The sequence below is a fragment of the Streptomyces anulatus genome, assembly GCF_014650675.1.
In the GTDB taxonomy this organism is placed as follows: domain Bacteria; phylum Actinomycetota; class Actinomycetes; order Streptomycetales; family Streptomycetaceae; genus Streptomyces; species Streptomyces anulatus.
On sequence record NZ_BMVK01000006.1, the window covers coordinates 137631 to 159587 of the forward strand.

Here is a 21957-nt window from a genome sequence, read left to right on the forward strand (position 1 = left end):
CATCACGCCCCGAACAGGCCCTGTTGTCCCTTTGCTCCGTGCTGCGGCGGGACCAGTCCCAGATGTGCCCAGGCCGCCGGGGTCGCGACGCGGCCGCGCGGGGTCCTGGCCAGCAGTCCTTCCCGTACGAGGAAGGGCTCGGCGACCTCCTCGACGGTCTCCCGCTCCTCCCCCACCGCGACCGCCAGCGTGGACAGGCCCACCGGGCCGCCGCCGAAGAGTTTCAGCAGGGCGCCGAGGACGGCGCGGTCCAGCCGATCGAGTCCGCGGGCGTCAACCTCGTACACCTTGAGGGCCGCCTTCGCGATCTCCCGGTCGATCGTGCCCTCCGCCTTGACCTGGGCGTAGTCGCGGACGCGGCGCAGCAGGCGGTTGGCGATACGGGGGGTGCCCCGGGAGCGTCCGGCGATCTCGGCGGCGCCCTCCACATCGATGCCGACGTCGAGAAGACTGGCGGAGCGGTGGATGACGCGTTCCAGCTCTGCGGGGGCGTAGAACTCCATGTGCCCGGTGAAGCCGAAGCGGTCGCGCAGCGGGGGCGGCAGCAGTCCGGCCCGGGTGGTGGCCCCGACCAGGGTGAAGGGCGGCAGTTCGAGCGGGATCGCGGTGGCGCCGGGGCCCTTGCCGACGATGACGTCGACCCGGAAGTCCTCCATCGCCATGTAGAGCATCTCCTCGGCGGGCCGGGACATGCGGTGGATCTCGTCGAGGAAGAGGACCTCGCCCTCCTGGAGGGAGGAGAGGATCGCCGCGAGGTCGCCGGCGTGCTGGATGGCGGGGCCCGAGGTGATCCTGATCGGGGCGTTCATCTCGGCCGCGATGATCATCGAAAGAGTGGTCTTGCCGAGGCCGGGGGCGCCGGAGAGCAGTACGTGGTCGGCGGTGGCACCACGGGCGCGGGCGGCCTTGAGCACCAGGTCGAGCTGTTCGCGGACCTTCTCCTGGCCGACGAACTCCTCCAGGTCCTTGGGGCGCAGGGCCGCCTCGACCGCGGTGTCCTCGCCGTCGAGATGGCCGGCGTCGACCAGCCGGTCGTCGAGGACCGGGCCGGTCGGCTCATCGGTCTCGGTTCCGGTCTCGTCCCAGTTCATCAAGGCCTTCTTCGGTGGTTCGGTGCCGGTCAGCGTGCGCGGTTGAGAGTCTGCAGGGCGGCCCGCAGCAGCTGCGGCACGGGGGGTGCCGTGCCCTCGGCGACGGCGGCCTCGGCCTGCGGGGCGACGGCGTTGACGGCCTCGTCGGCCTCGCGGCTCGCGTACCCGAGGCCGATCAGGGCGGCCTGGAGCTGGTCGCGCCAGCCGGAGGTGACGGGGGTGCCGATGCCCTGCTGGCCGATGTGCGCGCCGACCGGTTCGCCGAGCCGGTCCTTGAGTTCCAGGAGCAGCTTCTGCGCACCCTTCTTCCCGATGCCGGAGACGGCGGTGAGCGCCTTCTCGTCGCCGGTGGAGACCGCGAGGCGCAGGGCGTCGGGGCTGTGGGTGGCGAGCATGGCCTGGGCGAGGCGCGGTCCGACGCCGCTGGCGGTCTGGAGGAGCTCGAACACCTGCCGCTCGTCGTCGTCCCGGAAGCCGTACAGGGTGAGGGAGTCCTCGCGGACGACCAGCGAGGTGGCGAGCCGGGCCTCCTTGCCGACGCGCAGGTCGGCGAGGGTGTGCGGGGTGCACTGGACCGCCATGCCGATGCCGCCGACCTCGATGACGGCCGTGGTCGGGGCGAGGGCGGCCACCGGGCCGGAGACGAAGGCGATCATGCGGTGCGGCCTTTCGACGTGCGGGGCGTGCGGGAGATGCCGGGTGCGGCCTGCGTGCGGTGGGCGGCGACGGCCTGCTGGAGCCGGTTCTGCGCGGGGGCGCGCCAGATGTGGCAGATGGCCAGGGCCAGGGCGTCGGCGGCGTCGGCGGGCTTGGGCGGTGCGTCCAGTCTCAGCAGCCGGGTCACCATCGCGCCGACCTGGGCCTTGTCGGCGCGGCCGGATCCGGTGACCGCCGCCTTGACCTCGCTGGGGGTGTGCAGGGCGACCGGGATCCCGCGGCGCGCGGCGCAGAGCATGGCGACCGCGCTGGCCTGGGCGGTGCCCATCACCGTGCGGACGTTGTGCTGGGCGAAGACCCGCTCCACGGCCACGTAACCCGGGGAGTGCTCGTCGAGCCACTGCTCCATGCCGCGCTCGATGGCGACGAGCCGGTCGCCGAGCTCCGCGTCGGCGGGGGTGCGCACGACGCCGACGCCGATCATCGTCAACGGGCGGCCCGCGACGCCTTCGACCACGCCGACACCGCACCGGGTCAGCCCCGGGTCAACACCCAGAACCCGCATGGAGCCCCCTGTCCTCGACGCTCGTCACGCCCACTCGTTCATCTGTTCCCGCAGGCTATCGGCTCGCGCTGACAATCCGCCGCAACCGAACCGTCGCGACCGACAAGACGACGGGCCGACGGGGTGTCCCCGTCGGCCCGTCGCACCGAGCTGTGCCGGCCGCGCCTCAGGCGTCGACCTTCTCCATGACCTCGTCGGACACGTCGAAGTTGGCGAAGACGTTCTGCACGTCGTCGCTGTCCTCCAGCGCGTCGATGAGCTTGAAGATCTTGCGGGCGCCCTCTTCCTCCAGCTCGACCTGCATGGTCGGGAGGAAGTTGGCCTCGGCGGAGTCGTAGTCGATGCCCGCCTCCTGGAGCGCGGTGCGCACCGCGACCATGTCGGTGGCCTCGCTGACCACCTCGAAGGTCTCGCCGAGGTCGTTGACCTCCTCGGCGCCCGCGTCGAGGACCGCGCCGAGGACGTCGTCCTCGGTCAGCTCGCCCTTGGGCACGATCACGACGCCCTTGCGGTTGAACAGGTACGAGACGGAGCCCGGGTCGGCCATGGAGCCGCCGTTCCGGGTCATCGCGACACGTACGTCGGACGCGGCACGGTTGCGGTTGTCGGTGAGGCACTCGATGAGCACCGCGACACCGTTGGGGCCGTAACCTTCGTACATGATCGTCTCGTAGTCGGCGCCGCCCGCTTCGAGACCGCCGCCGCGCTTGACCGCGGAGTCGATGTTCTTGTTCGGGACGGAGCTCTTCTTCGCCTTCTGGATGGCGTCGACGAGCGTGGGGTTGCCGTCGGGGTCCACGCCGCCGGAGCGCGCCGCGACCTCGATGTTCTTGATCAGCTTCGCGAAGAGCTTGCCGCGCTTGGCGTCAATCACGGCCTTCTTGTGCTTCGTCGTAGCCCATTTAGAGTGGCCGGACATCTGCCTTCTCCTTCGCGTCACCAAAATCGAGTCGAACCCGAGAGATCCTACCGGGGTCCGCTCAGTTCACTGCGCGCACCATGTCCACGAACAGAGCGTGTACGCGATGGTCGCCGGTCAGTTCGGGATGGAACGACGTGGCGAGGGCGTTTTTCTGCCGGACGGCCACGATATGCCCGCCGTGTTCGGCGATGACCTCGGTCTCGGCCCCGACGGACTCGACCCACGGCGCGCGGATGAACACACCGTCCACCGGGCCGCCTTCGACGCCGCCGACCTCGACCGCGGCCTCGAACGACTCGTTCTGCCGGCCGAAGGCGTTGCGCCGCACGATCATGTCGATGCCGCCGACGGTCTCCTGGCCCGAGCGCGGGTCGAGGATCTTCTCGGCGAGCAGGATCATTCCGGCGCAGGTGCCGTAGACCGGCATCCCGGCCCCGACCCGCTCGCGGAGCGGGTCCATCATGCCGAAGAGCACGGCCAGTTTGGACATGGTGGTGGACTCGCCGCCCGGTATGACCAGGCCGTCGACCTCGGCGAGTTCCTCGGGGCGCCGGACCGGCCTGGCCAGGGCGTCCGCCGAGGCCAGGGCGATCAGGTGCTCCCGTACGTCGCCCTGGAGAGCCAGCACGCCGATCAGGGGGGTGTCGCTCATCAGTGGTTACCAGCCGCGGTTGGCGTAGCGCTCGGACTCGGGCAGGGTGTCGCAGTTGATGCCGACCATGGCCTCGCCCAGGTTGCGGGAGGCGTCCGCGATGACCTTCGGGTCGTCGTAGAAGGTGGTGGCCTTCACGATGGCGGCGGCGCGCTTGGCCGGGTCGCCGGACTTGAAGATGCCGGAGCCGACGAAGACGCCCTCGGCGCCGAGCTGGCGCATCAGCGCGGCGTCGGCCGGGGTGGCGACGCCACCTGCGGAGAACAGCACGACGGGCAGCTTGCCGAGCTCCGCGACCTCCTTGACCAGCTCGTAGGGGGCGCGGAGGTCCTTCGCGGCGGCGTACAGCTCGTTGTTGTCGAAGCCGCGCAGCCGGGCGATCTCGTTCTTGATCTGACGCAGGTGGCGGACGGCCTCGACGACGTTGCCGGTGCCGGCCTCGCCCTTCGAGCGGATCATGGCCGCGCCCTCGGCGATGCGGCGCAGGGCCTCGCCCAGGTTGGTGGCGCCGCAGACGAAGGGGGTGGTGAAGGCGAACTTGTCGCTGTGGTTGACCTCGTCGGCCGGGGTGAGGACCTCGGACTCGTCGATGTAGTCGACGCCGAGGGACTGGAGCACCTGGGCCTCGACGAAGTGGCCGATGCGGGACTTGGCCATGACGGGGATGGAGACGGCCCCGATGATCTCCTCGATCATGTTGGGGTCGGACATCCGGGCCACGCCGCCGTCCTTGCGGATGTCGGCCGGGACCCGCTCCAGGGCCATGACGGCCACGGCGCCCGCGTCCTCGGCGATCTTCGCCTGTTCGGCGTCGACGACGTCCATGATCACGCCGCCCTTGAGCTGCTCGGCCATGCCGCGCTTGACGCGGGCAGTGCCGGTGGCGGGGTACTCGGCGGACTGCGGGGTGCTGGGAAGCGTGGACACGGGACCTCACTCGGTGAAAGACGCTGGATACTGCAACGCCGAGCATACGCCCCGGGACCAGTCCACAGCAAGGGCCAATGGACAGGCCGTGGATCGTTTTGGCCCTGCCCCGATCCCCGGACCGGTCCGGGGATCGGAGGCTTTCAGGTGCCGGGGCGGTCCGCGAGGGCCACCGGCGGGGCGTCGTCCATCTCGAAGGCGAGCGGGAACGGCGCGTGCCCGGCGAGCCGGAAGAGCCGGACGGTACGGTGCCGGCGCAGGGCTCGGGCGGCGCGCACGGAGTCGTTGTGGAAGCGCCGGGCCATGGGGACGCGGCGTACGGCGGCGGCCAGTTCGGTGGCCGCGTCCTCGCCGCCGGGGATCTCCTTCACCGCGTCGACCTGGGCCGGTTCGCCGAAGACGGCGCGCAGGGCGGTGCTCAGTTCGCTCTCGGCGACCTCGCGGTGGTCCTCCTCGGCCTGGCGGGCGGCGTGCGCGGCCTCGTACAGGACGATCGAGGCGGCCGGGTCCAGGACGCCGGAGGTGGCCAGCTCCTGGGTGACCGAGGCGCGGCGCAGCAGTTGGGCGTCGAGGGCGGCGCGGGCGGCGTCGATCCGGGAGTGCAGGCGGTCGAGCCGGCCGGCGGTCCAGCTGAGGTACACGCCGACCGCGATGAGGGCGACGACGATCCAGACGATGAGGGTTACGGTCACGGGCCCACACGCTACCGTCGCCGAAGGCCCCGGCCCGCCCCCGCGTCAGGTGCGGGCCCCGGGGCTCAGTCCCGTGCGAGTCCGAACCGGGCCCGCAGCCCGGAGCGTTCGTCCGCCGCGACCGACGCGGCCCCGTCGGTCACCGTCTCGTACACCGCGAGGATGTCGGCCCCCACCGTCGCCCAGTCGAAGCGCCGTACGTGGGCCTCGCCGCGTTCGCGCAGTCCGGCCCGGCGCTCCGGGTCGCCCAGCAGCCGGATCGCGGCGGCGGCGAGCGCGTCGGCGTCCTCGTTGGCGAACAGGTCGCCCGCCGCGCCCTGGTCCAGCACCTGCGCGAAGGCGTCCAGGTCGCTCGCCAGCACCGGCGCACCGGCCGACAGCGCCTCGACCAGGATGATGCCGAAGCTCTCCCCGCCGGTGTTCGGGGCCACGTACACATCGACGCTGCGCAGCAGCCGGGCCTTGTCCTCGTCGCTGACCATGCCGAGGAACTCGACGCGCTCGCGCAGTTCCTTCGGCAGGGTCTCCACGGCCTCCTCCTCGTCGCCGCGCCCGGCGACCAGCAGCCGGGCCCCGGGCCGGGCGGCGAGGATCGCGGGCAGCGCCTTCATCAGGACGGGCAGGCCCTTGCGGGGTTCGTCGATGCGGCCGATGAAACCGAGCGTCTGGCCCTGCCATTCGGCCTTCGGCTCGGCCTTGGCGAAGAAGCCGACGTCCACGCCGTTGGGGATGACGACGGCGTCGCCGCCGAGGTGCTCGACCAGGGTGCGCCGGGCGTACTCGCTGACGGCGATCCGCGCGCTGATCTTCTCCAGCGCGGGCTGGAGGATCGGGTACGCGGCGATCATCGCCCGGGAGCGCGGGTTGGAGGTGTGGAAGGTGGCCACGATCGGCCCCTGCGCCGCCCAGCAGGCCAGCAGGCCCAGCGACGGGGAGGTCGGTTCGTGGATGTGGATGACGTCGAACGTGCCGTCGTGGAGCCAGCGCCGTACCCGGGCCGCCGACAGGAAGCCGAAGTTCAGCCGGGCGACGGAGCCGTTGTACGGGACGGGGACGGCCCGGCCCGCCGAGACGACGTACGGCGGCAGCGGCGTCTCGTCGTCGGCGGGGGCCAGGACGGAGACCTCGTGGCCGAGCCGGATCAGGTGCTCGGCCAGGTCCCGGATGTGGAACTGCACGCCACCCGGTACGTCCCAGGAGTACGGGCAGACGATGCCGATCTTCACGTGGGTTCCCCCCGGGGGTCCAGGTCGTCCAGCCAGAGCCGCTGGAGCATGTGCCAGTCCTCCGGGTGCTCGGCGATACCGCCGGCGAAGGCGTCGGCCAGGGCCTGGGTCATGGCGGAGGTCCTCTCGGCGCGGGTGCCCTCCTGCGGCATCTCGACCGCCGGGTGGATACGCCCGCGCATCACCGACGTGCCGTCGTACCAGAGGGTCACCGGCATCAGCAGCGCGCCCGTCTGCTGGGCGAGCAGCGCCGGGCCCGCGGGCATCCGGGCGGTGGCGCCGAAGAACGACACCTCGACGCCGGACGCCGACAGGTCCCGGTCCGCGACCAGGCAGATCAGGCCGCCCGCGCGCAGCCGGCGGGCCAGGGTCCCGAAGGCGGCCCCGCCGCTGTGCGGCAGGACCTCCATGCCCAGGCCCTCGCGGTAGGCGACGAACCGGTCATACAGCGTCGCGGGCTCCAGGCGTTCGGCGACGGTGGTGAAGGGAACCTTCAGATCGGTGGTGACCCAGGCTCCCGCGAGGTCCCAGTTGGCCAGGTGCGGCAGGGCGATGATCACGCCGTTCCCGGCGTCCAAGCCCTCGGTCAGGTGGTGGACGTCGGCGATGTCGATGCCGGCCTTGATGCGCTCGGGGCTCCAGGCCGGCAGCCGGAACGACTCCATCCAGTAGCGCATGTAGGAGCGCATCCCGGCCCGCGACAGCTCCGCCAGTCGCTCCGGGGAGGCGTCGGGGACGACCCGGGCCAGGTTCGACTCCAGGCGCAGCACGCTCTTGCCGCGCCGCTTCCACACCTGGTCGGCGATGGTGCGGAAGAGGCGGGCGGCGGTGGGCTCGGGCAGCCTCTTGACGGCGCCCCAGCCCAGTCCGTACAGCCCGTCGGTGAGCCGGCCCTTCAGGTCGGACGTACCGGCGCTCATCGGTCGCCCTCGCTCCCCCGGCCGGCGGGACCGGCGGCGGACGGGCCGGCGGCGGGCTGCCCCGCGGCGGCCTCCGCGGCGTCCGCCTCGGCGGATTCGCGGCGTACGGTCACCACGCGCTGGATCAGCGTCACGAGGCTGCCCGCGGCGACGATCCACAGCGCGATCGGCAGCAGGATGTCGATACCGGGGACGCCGAACGTGTGCAGTCCGGCGAGGCCCGCGGCGACCAGCGAGATCACCAGGCGCTCGGCCCGCTCCACGAGGCCGTTGACCGCGACCGGCAGGCCGATCGACTCGCCGCGCGCCTTGGTGTACGAGACCACCTGGCCGCTGGCCAGGCAGAAGATCGCGACGGCGCACAGGATGTTGTCGTCGCCGCTGCCCGCGTACCAGAGGGCGAATCCGGCGAAGATCGCCCCGTCGGCGACCCGGTCCAGCGTCGAGTCGAGGAACGCGCCCCACCGGCTGGAGATCCCGGCCTGCCGGGCCATGTTGCCGTCGACGAGGTCGGAGAAGACGAAGATCGTGATGACGATCGTGCCCCAGAAGAACTCCCCCATGGGGAAAAAGACCAGCGCACCTGCCATCACTCCGGCCGTGCCGACGAGAGTGACCGCGTCGGGGCTGACCCCGAGGCGGAGCAGCAGAGCGGCGAACGGTGTGAGGACACGCGTGAAGAATGCACGCGCGTACTTGTTCAGCATGGCCTTCCCGAGGGTTCGGTTCGCCGAGCGGCCCCTTCGGCCACCGGCTGGCCCATCGTAGTCACCGCCGGTGCCTTCCACCGGACGGGCACCCGCCGCCGGGTGTCACGCGCTCTCCCCGCCCGGCCCGGACCGCGCCCCCGTGCGCGACGCGGGGGCCCGGACGGTGCGCGGCGTGCGGACCGTGCCGTGCGCGACGTATGGACGAGGCCCCGTCACGGTGCCAAGCTCGAAGGACCGCGGGCGTCGCCGAAGCCGCCGCGGCGGCCTCCCGTGCCCGTGACCACCGCTGCTCCGCGCGCGGTCGCCCTCCCCGGCACCGCGCCATCGACCGGGAGGCACGCACCATGGGCGACAAGGCACACGCACACCCCGGAGCCGCCGGAGGAGTACCGGCGGCCGGCCACCCCTCCGCCGTACGGAACGTGGTGCTGGTCGGCCCCAGCGGATCGGGCAAGACCACGCTGGTCGAGGCCCTGGCCCTGACGGCGGGAGCCGTGAACCGGGCCGGGCGGGTCGAGGACGGGGCGACCGTCTCCGACTACGACGAGATCGAGCAGCGCCGACGGCGTTCCGTACAGCTCTCGCTGGTCCCGGTGGCCTGGGACGGCTGCAAGATCAATCTGCTGGACACCCCCGGCTACGCGGACTTCGTCGGGGAGCTGCGGGCCGGTCTGCGCGCGGCGGACGCGGCCCTGTTCGTCGTCTCGGCGGCCCAGGACGCGGCGTCCGTGGCCGCGACCACCCGGGCCGCCTGGGAGGAGTGCGCGCTGGCCGGCACACCCCGTGCGATCGTCGTGACGCACCTGGACACCGCCCGCACCTCCTTCGACGACATGACCCGGATCTGCGCCGAGGCCTTCGGGGGCGAGGACCCCGACGCCGTCCTGCCGCTGTACCTGCCCGTGCTGGGGCCCGAGGGCGCCGACGGACACGCCCCGCTGACCGGCCTCACCGGGCTGCTGAGCCGGCGGATCCTCGACTACTCCTCGGGGGAACGCGCCGAGCGCCCCCCGGCGCCCGACCAGGAGGAGCCCCTGCGGGCGGCCCGGGACCGGCTGATCGAGGGGATCATCGCCGAGAGCGAGGACGAGTCCCTGATGGACCGCTATCTCGACGGCGAGGACATCGACGTCGCGACGCTGATCGCCGACCTCGAACGGGCCGTCGCCCGGGGCTCCTTCCACCCCGTCCTCACCGCGGCGCCCGCGGCCGAGGGCGCCCGCCAGGGCATCGGAACCGTCGAACTGCTGGAGCTGATCACCCGCGGCTTCCCGACCCCGCTGGAGCGCACCCCGCCCGCCGTCACCACCCCGTCGGGCGCCCCGCGGCCCGCCCCGGTCTGCGATCCCGGGGGCCCGCTGGTCGCCGAGGTCGTCAAGACGGCCTCCGACCCGTACGTGGGCCGGGTCTCGCTGGTCCGTGTCTTCTCCGGCACCCTGCGCCCCGACGACTCCGTACATCTCTGCGGCCACGGTCTGGACGCGACGGGACACGCGCCGCGCCCCTGTCACGAGGCGGAGATCCGGGTCGGGGCGCTCACCTCACCGTTCGGCCGCCGGCAGCACGCCCTGGACCGGTGCGTCGCGGGCGATCTGGCGTGCGTGGCCCGGCTCGGCGAGGCGGAGACCGGCGACACGCTCTCCCCGGCCGGCGACCCCGTCCTCATCGAGCCCTGGTCGACGCCCGACCCGCTGCTCCCGCTGGCCGTACGGGCGCACGGCAAGGCGGACGAGGACAAACTGTCGCAGGGCCTGGCCCGGCTGGTCGCCGAGGACCCCACGCTGCGCCTCGAACAGAACCCGGACACCGGTCAGGTCGTCCTGTGGTGCCTGGGCGAGGCCCATCAGGAGGTGGCCCTGGAGCGGCTGCGCAGCCGCTACGGCGTCCAGGTCGACGCGGAACCGCACCGGGTGCCGTTGCGCGAGACGTTCGCCGGACCGGCCGCCGGACGCGGACGGCACGTCAAACAGTCCGGCGGGCACGGCCAGTTCGCGATCTGCGAGATCGAGGTGGAGCCGCTGCCGCCGGGCTCGGGCATCGAGTTCGTCGACAAGGTCGTCGGGGGTTCGGTGCCGCGTCAGTTCATTCCCTCGGTGGAGAAGGGCGTGCGGGCCCAGGCCGCCCGGGGGCTGGCCGCCGGGCACCCCCTGGTCGACGTGCGCGTCACGCTGCTGGACGGCAAGGCGCACTCGGTGGACTCCTCGGACGCCGCCTTCCAGACCGCCGGCGCGCTCGCGCTGCGCGAGGCCGCCTCCGACGCCCGCATCCAGCTCCTGGAACCGGTGTGCGAGGTGAGCGTCCTGGTCCCCGACGACTACGTGGGCCCGGTGATGAGCGATCTCTCGGGGCGGCGGGGCCGCGTGGTGGGCACCGAGCAGAGTCCGGGCGGGCGCACCCTCGTACGGGCCGAGGTGCCGGAGATCGAGGTCGGCCGGTACGCGGTGGACCTGCGCTCCCTGTCGCACGGCACCGGCCGCTTCGACCGCGCGTACGCCCGGCACGAGGCGATGCCGCCGCAGGTGGCCGACCGGGTCCGCGCGGAGCGGGCGGACGGGTCCCCCGGCGCGTGACCGGCGCACTGTCGCACACACCGTTCGATGCACGCGGGTGACGGGTGGTGGTGTGATCCGGACGATACGCTGTGGTCGCAGCTCAGAAGGTATGCCGCGTACGGTAGTTGGGCACACCGCAGGAGCAGACGTGCGGCGAGTGGGGGCGACAGGTGGCCAACGACGGATTCGACTTCTCACCCGGGGCCCAGATCCCGATCCAGGGCTCGGGCGGCCAGACCGTGGCGACCAATGCCCTGGCCTCGGCGGCATACAGGGACAGTCCGGTGGAGACGATCCTCGACGCCAACAGCGAGTGGCACAAATCGGCGGTGAAGGCGGGCTCCTCGAAACTCTTCAAGTCCGACTACTTCAAGCCGAATCTCGGCGAGGCGTTCGCCCGTGCCGTCCAGGAGCGGATGCTCGGCGGCGCCCGCAAGGCGCTCATCCAGTCCTTCGGCACGGACCCGCAGACCGTGGTGGAGCACTGCCTGTCGGCGAACAACCTGCGCAAGGCCCGTGACACCCGGCTCACCCTGGTGACCGTGGTGTTCGGTGTCCTGTTCCTGCCCGGCATGCTGGCCTGGGTGATCGCCTTCCGGATCCGGGACGCGCTCAACAAGTCCAAGGACACGGCGTTCCGCGCGGTCGGCACGGTGCTCCTGGCGGCCTTCGGGATCGGCGCGCTGGTCCTGATGGTCAAGCTCCCCCTGGACGGGCTGCTCGCGCTCTACGTCCGGGGCGCGCTCGTCGCCCCGGTGATCGGCTGGCTTATCGCCAAGCGGATCGCGGAGACCTCGGCCAAGGACATGCGGGCCCGCTGGGACGGTCTTCTCTCCGGCACCGGGGTGATCGCGAAGATCCCCGAGGCGGTGCCGAAGAACCCCAACGAGACCGCGCGCGAGGCGCTGCGCCAGGGGCTGGAGAAGCTCTCGGCCGAGCAGCAGTCGAACGCCGTCTTCTACGCCGGGCCCAAGGGCGTCCTCGGGATGGGCACCCGCTGGGGCAGCTGGCAGCTGGCCGAGGAGCTGCACCCCAAGGACCCGACGAAGGAGATCCACCAGTTCCGCAGCTGGGACCTGATCCGGATCATCCACGACCAGCTGAAGATGCTGGAGCGCGGGCCGCTGAACACGGGCGGCTTCCCGAAGCCGGACGTGAAGCACTGGATCGTCTCGCCCATCGGGGAGGGCGCCGACTCCGTCACGCGTCCCGAGGGGGAGGACGTCGCCACCTTCCAGGTGAAGCCCCACGAGATACAGCGGATCTGCAACCACCAGCAGTTCGGCAGCGGTGACCGGCACTACCTGGGCGTCCAGTTCACCCTGTGGGACGGCCAGTTGGTGATCACCATGATGATCACCGTCACCGTGCTCCACGAGACGCTGCGCATCGAGGTCACGGGCCATGCGCTGGGGCCGGTGCACGGGCTGTTCCTCTCCAAGCCTGCGGCGAAGACGAAGACGGTCAACAAGACCGTCCGCTTCTGGGAGACCCGGGACATCCAGCTGGCGCTGGTGGACGCGAAGGAGGTCGTCCGGCTCGCCCTGCGGGCCCCCCTCACCTGGTATCCGCCGCTGCTGGACTACCTGGGCGGGAAGATCGTGCTGCCCGAGCCGTTCGGGCTGCGGCACGCGTGGGCGGCCAAGCCGTGGAACCACCGCTTCATGGCGGACGACGCGATGCGCGCCGCCACCCCGGTGCTGCGGGCCGTCCACACGGCGGCGATGCGCGTCCTCGCGGAGAACGGCGTCGACACGGAGCGCTTCGACAACCGCTCGTCGATACTGAGCGGCCTCGTCCAGGACCCGGCCCCGCGCAAGGCCGACGTCTACGACGCGTAGGCAGGAACGGTACGGGGAAGGGGGAGGCCCGGCCGGGCCTCCCCCTTCCCCGTACCGTGCTCAGCGGGCCGGCAGCTCACCCGCAGGCCAGGCGTCGGCCAGCATCGCCCGGGTGTCGCCGAGCAGCTGGGGCAGCACCTTGGTGTGACCGATGACCGGCATGAAGTTGGTGTCCCCGCCCCAGCGCGGCACCAGATGCTGATGCAGATGCGCGGCGATCCCCGCACCGGCCACGGAGCCCTGGTTCATGCCGATGTTGAAGCCGTGCGCCCCGGAGGCCGCCCGCAGCGCGACCATCGCCCGCTTGGTGAAGTCCGCCAGCTCCGCCGTCTCCGGGCCGTCCAGCTCGGTGTAGTCGGCCACATGACGGTAGGGGACGACCATGAGGTGACCGCCGTTGTACGGATACAGGTTCAGCACCGCGTAGACGTGCTCGCCGCGCGCCACGAGCAGCCCGTCCTCGTCGGATTTCGCGGGGATCGAACAGAACGGACAGCCGTCCTCGGCGCCCGGGCCGCTCGGCTTGTTCTCGCCCTGGATGTACGCCATCCGGTGGGGAGTCCACAGGCGCTGGAATGCGTCGGGCGTCCCCACGCCGATCTGCTGCTCCGGCTCACTCGTCATGCCGATCAGCATATTGCGTCACCCCGGCGGAGCGTGTCGCCGGGGCCGCACCGCTCGGCCGCCCGCGATGCTGAGGCGATGAGCGACCGACCCGCCTCCGATCCACCCGCCCGGCTGACCCGCTGGGAGCAGCGCACGGAGGTTCCGCTCTTCGCCGCGGGGCTGCTCTTCCTGGCCGGGTACGCGGTCCGGGTACTGACCCCGCACGACGACGAACCCTGGAACGACCTCGCCCTGATCCTCGTCTGGTCGACCTGGCTGCTGTTCCTCGTGGACTACGGGACACGGCTGCGGCTCAGCGGACTGGGAGCGCGCTTTGTGCGTGTGCACTGGCTCGACACCCTGGTCCTGCTGCTGCCCCTGCTGCGCCCGCTGCGCATGGTCAAGGTGTACACGGCGGTGCAGCAACGCCGTGACCGCCCACGGCTCAGCCTGTACGCGCGGGTGATGTCGTACGCGAGCCTGACCGCCGCCCTGCTCGGTTTCGCCGCCTCGCTCGCGGTCTACCACCTGGAGCACACGGCCCCCGACGCCTCCATCCGCACCTTCGGGGACGCGGTGTGGTGGGCGTGCGCGACGCTCACGACGGTCGGTTACGGGGACGCCACGCCGGTCACGTTCTGGGGCCGGACGGTCGCGACGGGGCTGATGGCCGGCGGCCTGGCGCTGCTCGGCGCGGTCACGGGGTCGTTCTCGTCCTGGCTGATCCAGGTGTTCACCCGGGAGGACGAGAAACGGCCCCCGGAGCGCGGGTAGCGCTCCGGGGGCCGTTTCCGCGTGACGGATCAGACCTGTACGCGGTCCTCGACGGCCTTCGCGATCTTGGCGAGGGCCTCGTCGGCCGGGATGCCGTTCTCCTGCGAACCGTCGCGGTAGCGGAAGGAGACGGCGCCGTTGGCCATGTCCTCGTCGCCAGCGATGATCATGAAGGGCACCTTGGCCTTCTGCTGGTTGCGGATCTTCTTCTGCATCCGGTCGGAGGACGCGTCCACGTCCACCCGCAGCCCCTGCTTGCGCGCCTTGGCGGCGAACTCCTGGAGGTAGGGGATGTGGGCGTCGCCGATCGGGATGCCGACGGCCTGGACCGGGGCGAGCCAGACCGGGAACGCGCCCGCGTAGTGCTCCAGGAGCACGGCGAAGAAGCGCTCGATGGAGCCGAACAGGGCACGGTGGATCATGACCGGGCGCTGCTTGGAGCCGTCGGGCCCGGTGTACTCCAGGTCGAAGCGCTCCGGCAGGTTGAAGTCGAGCTGCACGGTCGACATCTGCCAGGTGCGGCCGATGGCGTCCTTGCACTGCACGGAGATCTTCGGTCCGTAGAACGCGGCGCCGCCCGGGTCCGGGACCAGGGGCAGGCCCTGCTTCTCGGCGACCTGACGCAGGGTCTCGGTGGCCTCTTCCCAGGTCTCGTCGGAGCCGACGTACTTCTCCGGGTCCTTGGTGGAGAGCTCCAGGTAGAAGTCGGTGAGCCCGTAGTCGCGGAGCAGGTTCAGCACGAAGGTGAGCGTGCGGTCGAGCTCCTCCGCCATCTGCTCCTTGGTGCAGTAGATGTGCGCGTCGTCCTGCGTGAAGCCGCGCGAGCGGGTCAGGCCGTGCACGACGCCCGACTTCTCGTACCGGTACACGGTGCCGAACTCGAAGAGGCGCAGCGGCAGTTCGCGGTAGGAGCGGCCGCGCGCGTCGAAGATCAGGTTGTGCATCGGGCAGTTCATCGGCTTGAGGTAGTAGTCCACCCCGTCGTCGAGCTGCATGGGCGGGTACATGCCGTCGGCGTACCAGTCCAGGTGGCCGGACTTCTCGAAGAGCTTGCCCTTGGTGGCGTGCGGGCTGTAGACGAACTCGTAGCCCTCCTCCTCGTGACGGCGGCGCGAGTAGTCCTCCATGGCCCGGCGGATGACGCCGCCCTTGGGGTGGAAGACCGCGAGGCCGGGGCCGATCTCGTCGGGGAAGGAGAAGAGGTCCAGCTCGTTGCCGAGCTTGCGGTGGTCGCGCTTGGCGGCCTCCTCCAGGAACTCCAGGTGCGCCTTCAGCTCGTCCTTGGTCGGCCAGGCGGTGCCGTAGATGCGCTGGAGCATCGGGTTCTTCTCGCTGCCGCGCCAGTACGCGGCGGCGTTGCGCATCAGCTTGAACGCCGGGATGAACCGGGTGGTGGGCAGGTGCGGACCCCGGCAGAGGTCCTTCCAGCACAGGTCGCCGGTCTTCGGGTCGAGGTTGTCGTAGATGGTCAGCTCGCCGCCGCCCACCTCGACGTCCGCGCCGTCGTCGGAGGAGGCGGAGCCCTTGATGCCGATGAGCTCCAGCTTGTACGGCTCGTCGGCCAGTTCCTCTCGGGCGGCCTCGTCGGAGACCACGCGGCGGGAGAACTTCTGGCCCCGCTTCTGGATCTCCTGCATCTTCTTCTCGACGGCCTTGAGGTCCTCGGGCGTGAACGGCTTCTCGACGTCGAAGTCGTAGTAGAAGCCGTCCTTGACCGGCGGGCCGATGCCGAGCTTGGCGTCGGGGAAGAGCTCCTGCACGGCCTGGGCCATGACGTGCGCGGTGGAGTGGCGCAGGATGTTCAGGCCGTCCTCGGAGGAGATCTCCACCGGCTCGACGCTCTCGCCGTCCTGGAGCTCGTAGGAGAGGTCCTTCAGCTCGCCGCCGATGCGCGCGGCGACGACGGTGCGCTGACCGGGGAAGAGCTCGCCGGCCGTCGTGCCCGTCGTCACCACGTGCTCTTCCCGCTCGGAATCGCGTTGGATGATCACACGGACGTCTGACACCGGTCTCTCCTGACTGAGGGGGTTGCCTGTCTTCGTATTGCCTAGGCAAGGCGAATCGTACCGAGCCGTACGCCCCCGACGCGAACGCCTTCCGGGCAGCCCTACGCCTCCTCCCCCGCGCACGCCTCCTCGAAGTAGTCCACGTTCTCCTGGAGTGCCTTCATCAGCCGGTCCCGCTCGGCCTCGTCGACCTGGACGGGCGCGACCTGCGAGGCCCCGGTGAGCCGCCGGAAGCCGCCCCGGTTCTCCAGCCGCCCCTCCACCCGCAGCGGCAGCCCGACCAGATGGGCGTGGCCCGCGATGCGGTACGCCTCCTCGTCCAGCTCCACCCGGACATGCGCGACCTCGGCCCCGGCCAGTACCCGCAGCCGTACGATCCCGGCGCCGCGCGGCCCCGAGCGGCGCAGCCGGACCACCGCGCCGGTCAGCCGCACCTGCACGGCGGGTTCGTCGCGGAGGTAGCGGGCTCCGGCGGCTCTCAGGGCGGGCAGGTCGCCCGGGGAGAACTCGACGGGCGCGGGGCGGGCCGGGCAGCCGTCCGGGGCGCCCGCGGCGGGCGCCCACCGCAGGTCGATCCCGGCCCCCTCGGAGCCGCGCACCAGGGCGATCAGCGCCTCGGTCAGCTCCCGGCCGACGCCCGCCGCGACCGCGCTGTCGAAGGCCTCCATGCCGCCGGTGGCCCGCTGGTAGTCCACCGCCTCGCGGGTGGCGTGCAGGGCGTGGCAGAGCCGCACGGCGACGGCGCGGCCGGAGTCGACGGGGACGTACGCGGTGAGGCTCCGGCCGCCCGCTCCGGGCCCGATCAGGGCGTCGTCCAGGGCGGCGCGTGCTTTCCGGCGGTGCCGGGCCCCGTGGTAGCCGGCCCGGCCGCGTGCCGCGAGGGCGCCGGCCATGAGGACCTGCCGGGCGGCCGAGCGCAGCTCCTCCGCCTCGGTCCAGCCCGAGGCGCCCGCGGCTCCGGCCGCCGACTCGGGGACCTCGCGCCACCAGCGGATCTCGTCGCTGGGCACGGTGAGGGAGACCAGGATGTCGCGGGCGGAGGGGTCGGGGCTGCGGCCCAGGGCGAGAAGGGCCTCCTCGATCAGTTCCCCGCTGTCGGGAAAGGCCGCGCTCTCGGGCACCAGCAGGCTCGTCGTCCCGGCGGATCCGGGCGGGGTCCAGCGACCGTAGCGTCCCGGCGCTCCGCCGCGCCGCTGCCAGCCGTGCCGGTGCAGGAGGGCCCCGAGGACGGCGGGGTCGGGCAGTTCCTCACCGGCCCCGGCCAGGGGCGGGGGCCCGGGGCGGGCGGTGGGGTGCGAGCGGGCGGCGGGCAGTCCCGCTCCTCCCGTGGGCTCGTCCATCGACCGGTGCATCAGGGTCTCCCTCCGGCCCCGACCCGGGCCATGATGTCGCAGAGTGCGCGGTCGTCGAAGATCCGCGAGGTCGGGATGCGCACAGTGGTCCGGTACCGGCCCGTCACCGCGTGGCCGGCCAGGTTGGTCCAGTAGCAGCAGTGGCGCAGGTCGAGGCCCCCGGGCCCGGCGCGCAGCCAGTCGTCCTGGCTGCGGGGCACGATCATCACGACCAGGATCTTGTGCACCGACACCGGGGTGCGGGCGAGTTTGACGAGGTGGGCGTTGTCCAGCGTGAAGGAGAACGCCCCGCCCGCCGGGTGCGGCGGTATCTGGTAGGTGCACTTGAGCTGCACCTTGATGGTCACTTCGTCGTCGACGGTGTGGGCCGGGGCGCCGTGGCTGACGTGCCAGTCGATGCCGTTGTCGGGGAAGGGCTGGGACAGGGAGCATCCCGCCGCCGCCGCGACGGCGTGCAGATAGCCCACCTGAAGGGTCTCCATGCAGGCGGTGGTGGCGAGGGAGCCGCGCAGCGGCGTGTCGAGCTGCTGCGGCAGCCGCGGCCCGGGGGCCTCGGCGCGGGCGGTTCCCCCGGGGTCGGGCTGCGCGAGCGCCATGGCTCCGTGTGCCTTCCGGGCGTGCCGATCGATGGCAGGTGGCCTGCCGGCGGGGTGTCGTGGGCTGGACGAATCGACGGACGTCGGCAGCAACTTCCCGGCGCCTCAACTGTGTTGTCACCGCATCGGACCGCCCGCAAACGGCGTATCAGGCAAACAGCCCGGGTATCACCGATATCGGGCAGAGGAATCACTCCATCTGCCGTGCGGGTGCGAGGAGTTCGGGGATGATGCACTGGTTCGAGGGGCCACTGGCCGCTTTTGACACGGAGACGACGGGCGTGGACGTCGAGCGGGACCGGATCGTTTCGGCCGCTCTCGTCGCGCAGGACACCGCGGGCGGTCGCGTCCGCGTCACGCGCTGGCTGGTCAATCCGGGGGTTCCGGTCCCGCCGGGGGCGACCGAGATCCACGGTCTGACCGACGATCACCTTCAGCGCAACGGGCGTTGGCCCGCCCCGGTGATGGACGAGATAGCCCGGGCCCTGGCGGAGAGCTGTGCGACGGGCCGGCCGCTGGTCGTGATGAACGCTCCCTTCGATCTGACGCTGCTGGACCGGGAGCTGAAGCGGCATCGGGCGTCGTCGCTGGCCGGGTATCTCGACGGGGTGCCGATGCGGGTGGTGGACCCGAGGGTGCTGGACAAGCATCTGGACCGCTACCGCAAGGGCCGCCGGACGCTCACGGATCTGTGCGCGAGTTACGAGGTGGTGCTCGACGGAGCCCATGACGCGGCGGCCGACGCGACGGCTTCGCTGGAGCTGGTGCGGGCGGTGTGCCGGCGCTTCTCGACCCGGCTGGAGCGGCTGTCGCCGTCCGAGCTGCACGCCCTGCAGGCGACCTGGCACGCGGCCCAGGCGCGTGGCCTGGAGGCGTGGTTCGCGAAGAGCGGGACTCCGGAGAGGGTGGATCCGGCGTGGCCGCTGCGCCCGGAACTGCCCGCGGCGGCCTGAGGGATCGAGGGGTGGGGGAATGCGAAAGCCGGTCCGCGTGATGCTGCGGACCGGCTTTCCCCGGTGGGCGATACTGGGTTCGAACCAGTGACCTCTTCGGTGTGAACGAAGCGCTCTCCCACTGAGCTAATCGCCCGGGAACGGGTTGAACCATACAGGGCTCCGCGGGCTTCGTTCAAACTCCTTCCGGTCGGGCCCTACTCAGGGAGCCGCGGCCGGGAAGTGAGTATCCGAGCGCATGTACGGGTTGTGTGGCCGGGGCCACACTCCCGTACATGGAACATGTGCCCCCGCCCGCCGAGGAACTGGCCCGCCTCGACCGAGAACTGGCCGAGCTGGACGCCCGCCGGGCCCAGCTGCTGACCCGGCGCGCCTGGCTGCTCGCCGCGCTGCGACCGCCCGCGCCGACGGCCGCCCCGGGCTGGAACCCGTCGGCCTGGGGCGCGCCTCCGTCCGGTCGGCCGGGTACTCCGGCGCAGCCGTGGGGCTATATGCCGAAGCAGCCGTCCGCCCCGCGCAGCGCGCAGAACGTCCTGCTGACGCTGGGCGGTCTGCTGTTGGCGGTCGCGGCCGTCGCGTTCACGCTGGTGAGCTGGGGTTCGATGGGGATCGGCGGCCGGTCGGCCGTGCTGGCCGCGGTGACCCTGGGCGCGCTGATCGCCCCGGCGGTGCTGCTGCGCCGGGGCCTGGCGGCCACCGCCGAGGCGCTGGCGGCCCTGGCGCTGGTGCTGACGCTGCTGGACGTCTACGCGGTCCATGCGGTGGCCGCGCCCGACACGGACGGGCTCGGCTTCACGGCCGTCGCGTCGGCGGTGCTCGCGGTGCTGTGGACGGCGTACGGGCTGGCGCTGGGCAAGCTGCGCCTGCCGTTGCCGGCCGCCGTGGTGATGGCCCAGTGGCCGCTGCTGTTCTGGGCGTGGGCCGCGGGCGCACCGGCGCTGGTGGTCGGGTGGGCGCTGCTGGCGACGGCGGTGCTGGACGGAGTGATCGCACGGTGGGGCAAGGGCCCCGGGGTGCGGGTCACGGCGTGCGTCGGCGGGTCGGCGATGGGCTTCTCGGCGCTGATGGTGGGCCTGGCGCTGTCCACGACGGCCTCCGGGCCGCTCGGGGCGGCGGCGCCGGGGGCGCTGCTGCTGGCAGCGGCGGCAGCCGCCCTGGCCGGGGCGTGGCGCGCGCCGAAGGGGTTCGCGCGGACGGGCGGTGTGGTGGCGGGCCTCGCGGCGGTGGCCGCGGTGGGCGGCGTACCGGCCGCTGCGCTGTCGGACGGCTGGCGGGTGCTCGCGTATCTGCTGTGCGGCCTCGCCCTGACCGGGGTCGTACGGGCGGGGCTGCCGAGGGACGCGGCGCGCGGGGTGCTGGCGGCGTCCGGGGCGGTGGTGGCCGGCGCCCTGGTGTGGGCGCTGCCGTCGCTCGCGGCGGTGCTGCTGGGTCCGGTGACGCTGCTGTCGGACGTGTGGGCGGGGTCCCCGGAGGGCTTCCGGTCCGCGCTGGGGTCGACGCTGCCGTGGTCGGAGCTGGCGGCGGCCCCGGTGGTGCTCGCGCTGGTGGCCGGGCTGCTGGGGTCGGCGTACCGGTGGTGGCCCTCGGTCGTGCGGATCGTGGCGCCGTTGGGCGCCCGGGAGGAGACGCCGAAGCCGGACGCGGCGTCGAGCGCGGCGGGTACGCCGGGCGCGGCCTGGACGGCGCCGCCCGGCGCCGGGGCGCCCTGGTACACCGTCGCTGGGGCCGGTGCCCGCGGGCGGCCTTCCGGGGCGGCTCTGCGCGGGGCCGCCGGTGCGGGGGCGCTGGCTCTGGGCTGGGGTGCGCTGCTGCTGGCCGGGGTCGTGCTGGATGTGCCCTACGCGGTCGCGGTGGCCGGGGAGACGGCTCTGGTGGGCGGGCTGCTCGCGCTGGCGGTCCGGGGCGCCGGGAGCGGCCGGGGCGCACCGGCGGTGCCGGTGACCGCGCTGGTGGGGGCGGTGTCCGGGGCGGTGAGCGTCGGGCTGCTGTCGCTGGCGTCCGAGGGGGCCGCCTACGCGGTGTTCGGCGCGCTGACGGTGCTGTTCGCCGGGGCGGCGGTCCGGGTGGGGGCCGAGGTGCCGCGTGCGGTGTTCGCGGTCGCCTCGGTGGTCTGGGGCACCGTGCTCACGGGGTTCGCGGGCCGGTCCCTGGACCTGGACCCGCACGAGGCCGCTCCGCTGGTACTGCTGGTGCCCGCGCTGACGGTGCTGCTCGGGGCACGGCTGCGGCGGAACCCGGTGGCGTTGCCGGTGGAGCTGACCGGCGCGCTGGGTGCGCTGGTCGCCGTGGGGCTCGCGGTGTCCGACGCGCCGTTCCTGGCCCTGGTGCTGGCCCTGTGCGGGGTGCTGGCGGCGGGCGTGGCGGTGCGGCCGGAGCGGCGGCCGGTGGCGGGTTATCTGGCGGCGGCACTGTTCGTGCTGGCCACGTGGGTGCGGCTGGCGGCCTCGGAGGTGTCGTTCCCGGAGGCGTACACGCTGCCGGTGAGCGTGCCCGCGCTGGTGGTCGGGGTACTGCGGCGGCGTGGGGACCCGGAGGCGTCCTCGTGGACGGCGTACGGGCCGGGGCTCGCGGCGACGCTGCTGCCGAGCCTGGCGGTGGCCTGGACCGACGCGGACTGGCTCCGGCCGCTGCTGCTGGGGGTGGCGGCCCTGGTGATCACGCTGCTGGGCGCGCGCCACCGCCTCCAGGCGCTGCTGGTGCTCGGCGGGGTGGTGCTGGCGCTGGACGGGCTGCACGAGCTGGCGCCGTACGTGGCGCAGGTCGCGGGGGCTCTCCCCCGCTGGCTGCCGCCGGCCCTGGCCGGGCTGCTGTTGCTGGTGGTCGGAGCGACGTACGAGCAGCGGCTGCGCGACGCCCGTCGGCTGAAGGACGCGCTGGGGCGGATGCGGTGAGCCACACCCGGTCCGGGGGCACGC

19 protein-coding genes and 1 tRNA gene are annotated in these 21957 nt (G+C 72.6%); 5 read left to right on the top strand and 15 right to left on the bottom strand.

Annotated features, from left to right (window positions below; all coding sequences use genetic code 11):
• Nucleotides 1–2 precede the first annotated feature (2 nt).
• The 10 genes from ruvB to pgsA form a co-directional block, all read right to left on the bottom strand.
• A complete protein-coding gene (gene ruvB / locus IE272_RS17040) occupies nucleotides 3–1091 on the bottom strand; it encodes a Holliday junction branch migration DNA helicase RuvB (RefSeq protein ID WP_057661648.1) in 1089 nt (362 codons plus the stop codon).
• Nucleotides 1092–1120: 29 nt separating this feature from the next.
• Entirely contained in the window at nucleotides 1121–1747 is a 627-nt protein-coding gene (ruvA, locus tag IE272_RS17045; RefSeq protein WP_007457926.1) for a Holliday junction branch migration protein RuvA, read from the bottom strand.
• Nucleotides 1744–2313 (bottom strand): crossover junction endodeoxyribonuclease RuvC, encoded by a 570-nt coding sequence (gene ruvC / locus IE272_RS17050; RefSeq protein WP_007457924.1) that lies wholly within the window; start codon nucleotides 2311–2313, stop codon nucleotides 1744–1746. The genes ruvA and ruvC overlap by 4 nt, the downstream gene beginning before the upstream one ends.
• Before the next feature lie 166 nt (nucleotides 2314–2479).
• Nucleotides 2480–3232: a YebC/PmpR family DNA-binding transcriptional regulator gene (locus IE272_RS17055; RefSeq protein ID WP_032794021.1), complete on the bottom strand. Its 753-nt coding sequence runs from the start codon at nucleotides 3230–3232 to the stop codon at nucleotides 2480–2482.
• Nucleotides 3233–3293: 61 nt separating this feature from the next.
• Entirely contained in the window at nucleotides 3294–3887 is a 594-nt protein-coding gene (pdxT, locus tag IE272_RS17060; protein ID WP_050359395.1) for a pyridoxal 5'-phosphate synthase glutaminase subunit PdxT, read from the bottom strand.
• A gap of 6 nt (nucleotides 3888–3893) precedes the next feature.
• Nucleotides 3894–4814 (bottom strand): pyridoxal 5'-phosphate synthase lyase subunit PdxS, encoded by a 921-nt coding sequence (gene pdxS, locus IE272_RS17065; protein WP_018960500.1) that lies wholly within the window; start codon nucleotides 4812–4814, stop codon nucleotides 3894–3896.
• Nucleotides 4815–4957: 143 nt separating this feature from the next.
• Nucleotides 4958–5506 (bottom strand): hypothetical protein, encoded by a 549-nt coding sequence (locus IE272_RS17070; protein WP_050359396.1) that lies wholly within the window; start codon nucleotides 5504–5506, stop codon nucleotides 4958–4960.
• A 65-nt stretch (nucleotides 5507–5571) separates the two neighbouring features.
• Nucleotides 5572–6732: a glycosyltransferase family 4 protein gene (locus IE272_RS17075; protein ID WP_056712272.1), complete on the bottom strand. Its 1161-nt coding sequence runs from the start codon at nucleotides 6730–6732 to the stop codon at nucleotides 5572–5574.
• Nucleotides 6729–7652, bottom strand: a complete 924-nt coding sequence (locus IE272_RS17080; protein ID WP_056703242.1) for a phosphatidylinositol mannoside acyltransferase — start codon at nucleotides 7650–7652, stop codon at nucleotides 6729–6731. Before IE272_RS17080 ends, IE272_RS17075 begins: the two co-directional genes overlap by 4 nt.
• The gene (pgsA, locus tag IE272_RS17085; RefSeq protein WP_050359399.1) at nucleotides 7649–8359 is read right to left on the bottom strand and encodes a phosphatidylinositol phosphate synthase; all 711 of its coding nucleotides are present in this window, start codon (nucleotides 8357–8359) and stop codon (nucleotides 7649–7651) included. The genes IE272_RS17080 and pgsA overlap by 4 nt, the downstream gene beginning before the upstream one ends.
• 347 nt (nucleotides 8360–8706) lie before the next feature.
• Between pgsA and IE272_RS17090 the strand changes: the two genes are divergently transcribed.
• Entirely contained in the window at nucleotides 8707–10932 is a 2226-nt protein-coding gene (locus IE272_RS17090) for an elongation factor G-like protein EF-G2 (RefSeq protein WP_056703237.1), read from the top strand.
• Nucleotides 10933–11084: 152 nt separating this feature from the next.
• Nucleotides 11085–12755: an AbeC-like domain-containing protein gene (locus IE272_RS17095; RefSeq protein WP_050359401.1), complete on the top strand. Its 1671-nt coding sequence runs from the start codon at nucleotides 11085–11087 to the stop codon at nucleotides 12753–12755.
• 60 nt (nucleotides 12756–12815) lie between these two features.
• Here IE272_RS17095 and IE272_RS17100 read toward each other — a convergent pair whose 3' ends face one another.
• Nucleotides 12816–13391, bottom strand: a complete 576-nt coding sequence (locus tag IE272_RS17100; protein ID WP_047175727.1) for an HIT family protein — start codon at nucleotides 13389–13391, stop codon at nucleotides 12816–12818.
• Between the two features lie 66 nt (nucleotides 13392–13457).
• Here IE272_RS17100 and IE272_RS17105 point away from each other — a divergent pair, with 66 nt between their 5' ends.
• The gene (locus IE272_RS17105; protein WP_190007207.1) at nucleotides 13458–14135 is read left to right on the top strand and encodes a potassium channel family protein; all 678 of its coding nucleotides are present in this window, start codon (nucleotides 13458–13460) and stop codon (nucleotides 14133–14135) included.
• Nucleotides 14136–14164: 29 nt separating this feature from the next.
• Here IE272_RS17105 and thrS read toward each other — a convergent pair whose 3' ends face one another.
• The 3 genes from thrS to IE272_RS17120 form a co-directional block, all read right to left on the bottom strand.
• Nucleotides 14165–16141: a threonine--tRNA ligase gene (thrS, locus tag IE272_RS17110; RefSeq protein WP_190007208.1), complete on the bottom strand. Its 1977-nt coding sequence runs from the start codon at nucleotides 16139–16141 to the stop codon at nucleotides 14165–14167.
• 101 nt (nucleotides 16142–16242) lie between these two features.
• Nucleotides 16243–17493 (bottom strand): hypothetical protein, encoded by a 1251-nt coding sequence (locus tag IE272_RS17115; RefSeq protein WP_098893068.1) that lies wholly within the window; start codon nucleotides 17491–17493, stop codon nucleotides 16243–16245.
• Nucleotides 17493–18089, bottom strand: a complete 597-nt coding sequence (locus IE272_RS17120; RefSeq protein WP_050359404.1) for a DUF4365 domain-containing protein — start codon at nucleotides 18087–18089, stop codon at nucleotides 17493–17495. Before IE272_RS17120 ends, IE272_RS17115 begins: the two co-directional genes overlap by 1 nt.
• Nucleotides 18090–18316: 227 nt before the next feature.
• Between IE272_RS17120 and IE272_RS17125 the strand changes: the two genes are divergently transcribed.
• Complete coding sequence (locus IE272_RS17125; protein ID WP_056703230.1) at nucleotides 18317–19042, top strand: 3'-5' exonuclease; 726 nt, start codon at nucleotides 18317–18319, stop codon at nucleotides 19040–19042.
• Between the two features lie 64 nt (nucleotides 19043–19106).
• On the opposite strand, the gene IE272_RS17130 is transcribed toward IE272_RS17125, so the two are convergent.
• Nucleotides 19107–19178: transfer RNA gene (locus IE272_RS17130), tRNA-Val, on the bottom strand.
• Between the two features lie 139 nt (nucleotides 19179–19317).
• Between IE272_RS17130 and IE272_RS17135 the strand changes: the two genes are divergently transcribed.
• A complete protein-coding gene (locus IE272_RS17135) occupies nucleotides 19318–21933 on the top strand; it encodes an SCO7613 C-terminal domain-containing membrane protein (RefSeq protein ID WP_190007209.1) in 2616 nt (871 codons plus the stop codon).
• The last annotated feature ends 24 nt before the right edge of the window (nucleotides 21934–21957 follow it).

Coding starts and splice junctions, on each gene's coding strand:
- ruvB (WP_057661648.1), bottom strand. CDS start 1,091: ATGAACTGGGACGAGACCGGAACCGAGACCGATGAGCCGACCGGCCCG.
- ruvA (WP_007457926.1), bottom strand. CDS start 1,747: ATGATCGCCTTCGTCTCCGGCCCGGTGGCCGCCCTCGCCCCGACCACG.
- ruvC (WP_007457924.1), bottom strand. CDS start 2,313: ATGCGGGTTCTGGGTGTTGACCCGGGGCTGACCCGGTGCGGTGTCGGC.
- IE272_RS17055 (WP_032794021.1), bottom strand. CDS start 3,232: ATGTCCGGCCACTCTAAATGGGCTACGACGAAGCACAAGAAGGCCGTG.
- pdxT (WP_050359395.1), bottom strand. CDS start 3,887: ATGAGCGACACCCCCCTGATCGGCGTGCTGGCTCTCCAGGGCGACGTA.
- IE272_RS17080 (WP_056703242.1), bottom strand. CDS start 7,652: ATGAGCGCCGGTACGTCCGACCTGAAGGGCCGGCTCACCGACGGGCTG.
- pgsA (WP_050359399.1), bottom strand. CDS start 8,359: ATGCTGAACAAGTACGCGCGTGCATTCTTCACGCGTGTCCTCACACCG.
- IE272_RS17090 (WP_056703237.1), top strand. CDS start 8,707: ATGGGCGACAAGGCACACGCACACCCCGGAGCCGCCGGAGGAGTACCG.
- IE272_RS17100 (WP_047175727.1), bottom strand. CDS start 13,391: ATGCTGATCGGCATGACGAGTGAGCCGGAGCAGCAGATCGGCGTGGGG.
- IE272_RS17105 (WP_190007207.1), top strand. CDS start 13,458: ATGAGCGACCGACCCGCCTCCGATCCACCCGCCCGGCTGACCCGCTGG.
- IE272_RS17115 (WP_098893068.1), bottom strand. CDS start 17,493: ATGCACCGGTCGATGGACGAGCCCACGGGAGGAGCGGGACTGCCCGCC.
- IE272_RS17120 (WP_050359404.1), bottom strand. CDS start 18,089: ATGGCGCTCGCGCAGCCCGACCCCGGGGGAACCGCCCGCGCCGAGGCC.
- IE272_RS17125 (WP_056703230.1), top strand. CDS start 18,317: ATGATGCACTGGTTCGAGGGGCCACTGGCCGCTTTTGACACGGAGACG.
- IE272_RS17135 (WP_190007209.1), top strand. CDS start 19,318: ATGGAACATGTGCCCCCGCCCGCCGAGGAACTGGCCCGCCTCGACCGA.